This is a genomic window from Aquimarina agarivorans (assembly GCF_000218485.1).
GTDB classification, from domain to species: Bacteria; Bacteroidota; Bacteroidia; order Flavobacteriales; family Flavobacteriaceae; genus Aquimarina; species Aquimarina agarivorans.
In genome coordinates this window covers 1-2,142 of record NZ_AFPB01000115.1, presented here as the reverse complement: position 1 = coordinate 2,142, position 2,142 = coordinate 1, and the positions used below count along the sequence as shown (strand labels likewise).

Here is a 2,142-nt window from a genome sequence, read left to right as displayed (position 1 = left end):
TGGTTTCTTAAAGTGCAGAATTAACTAAACTACCATCTTTAATTCTCTTTAAAATATTATTACATCCTTTTTCCCATCCATATTTCTTAGCATAGTTTTCAACTTTTTTAGTACGACGATTATAAAAACCTATCCACTTTCTTTTAATAGTATTATCATCTAAAATATCTATTTCAGCAATTGGGTGATTTGAAGAATAGTACTGAGCATCTTTGTAAAAAGGAATATACAAAGTCATTGTATGATTAATTCTATGTTCGTAAAATAAGACATACTTATTAGAAGAGGCCTTTATTTTCTTTACGGAGCAGGCAATTCGTAAAGCATTATTCAAATCTATTTCTATATGGTTGGGCATGTTCTTTAAAACACTACCATCTTTATTATGAATTACATGTTCTTCATCAAGAAAACTGATACCAACTTCATAATTCCCTTTTTCTTTAGAATCTTCACAATAAAACCAACCTTGTATTGGTAAGTCTTTCAAATACTCATAACTGCCGATACCTTCAGTTGTTTCTTCCTCTATAAATATTTCCGATTCAGCTTTCTTTTTTTGCTCTTTAAGTTTAGGAAAGTTCCCTTCTGTTATAAAGTCTTTATTTACATAATCAACTGTAAATACTGAATCAGATATACTCTCAGGAAGCACTTTATAAGTATATTCTACAGAAATAATTCCCCTTTTTTTTTCTTTCCAAGTTAATGTTATAAAATCTACAAATTGTGAATTCAAATACATTTTATAACTATCGTTTACTTTTACAATCTTATTTGATTTTAGTTCGAGCAAATAAGTTTCTATATCCCCCTCAACCATAAAGAATGAACTATCACCTGTTTTTACATAAAAAGGATAAGTTTTTGAATTAAAGCGTTTAAATAAAACGTCATAGCTTTCGTCTTGACCTCCATAAATTACCCATGTCTTATTGACTAATTCAGTTGGCAAAATTTCAACTAATTGACCGCTATTTGTTTTTTCATAGACTGCTTTATTCTTGCATGCCGTCAGTGTTGCAAACAACAACGAGAAAAGAATATAGACTTTTATTTTATTTAAAATTTCCATTGGTTTTGTTTCCTCTTATTTGAGTGATTGTATATGTATTTCCTAAATTATGTTGTGGTATCCCTGTTATCTTATTATCGGAATTTACATACAATCTATTCTTATCATGTTGCCCCTTATCTGAATGAATTGTCCCTACTTCATAAAACAGAAAATATCGTTTTCCATCCTCATAACCACGACCAACTACAATAACAAAATGATCTGTCGATTTATCATAATTCTGTTCATTCTTTTTATGTTTTTTCTCTGTACTACCCTTTTTGTATTTGAAAAAAGTGTGCCTAACCCCAACAATAATAGGGTTTCCCTTTTCTAATTCTTGATCTAAATAATCTATTCCCTTTTGAAAATTAGATTCGATTGGATTTATGGTTTCACTTTCGCTTACCTCCAATGCTATTTGAATAACATTTGACGAACCTAACAAAGTTGTACCCTCTACCGTTGTATTTTGATTTCCTCTAGTTCCTCCCGCTTTTAATCCTACAAATTTTTGTAAAATCAAAAGTGAAGTATCATAACACCTTACATTTTGTCTACCTTTCCATCCCCAAGTATCTGCTGAAAATTGTGAATGCCAAGGTATAGTAGGGCGTAAATCTATTGGCTCCTTACCTTCTGGAGAAGTTCCTGTAATTGCACTATTTTGATTTTCACAACATTTATACCCTAATTTCTTTAAGAAACCTTCTTCTAAATATAAATCGGTTTCGCCATTTATTTCTTGTAATAAAAACTCTCTGAATTTCTTTTTGGCATCATCTGTAGTGTATTGGGTATCTTCTTGGCCATTTACAGCATCAGGTAAACTAGCCCAAGTAGGGGCTGCGGCTCTCAATGCTCTGTCTAGATCATTATCTATTAAGTGTTGAATAACGTCACCATATGCATCATCATATCTATTAAGATATTTAGGAAAATCATTTTTTGTTATTGAAGTCTTTTTCTTGTAACTCCCTTTTAGATGAAATTGTTTTAACTCTTTAGTCCACTTTTTAACCATCTTATCTGCCCAGATTTCTCCCCAAGATTTTACTTGCCCATATTTTTCCATAGTAGATTTT

General features: G+C 30.8%; 2 protein-coding genes. Both read right to left on the bottom strand.

Features of this window, described 5'->3' with window-relative positions; genetic code table 11:
* Positions 1-7: 7 nt before the first annotated feature.
* On the bottom strand, positions 8-1,075 hold the full coding sequence (locus GMC_RS0105830) for a hypothetical protein (RefSeq protein WP_010521256.1): 1,068 nt from the start codon (positions 1,073-1,075) through the stop codon (positions 8-10).
* A partial coding sequence (locus GMC_RS19245; protein WP_010521255.1) for a peptidoglycan-binding protein LysM occupies positions 1,059-2,142 on the bottom strand: 1,084 nt, incomplete at its 5' end. The genes GMC_RS19245 and GMC_RS0105830, both read right to left, overlap by 17 nt.

What these genes read in the sequence shown, in the direction of transcription:
- GMC_RS0105830 (WP_010521256.1), bottom strand. Translation starts at nt 1,075, where the DNA reads ATGGAAATTTTAAATAAAATAAAAGTCTATATTCTTTTCTCGTTGTTG.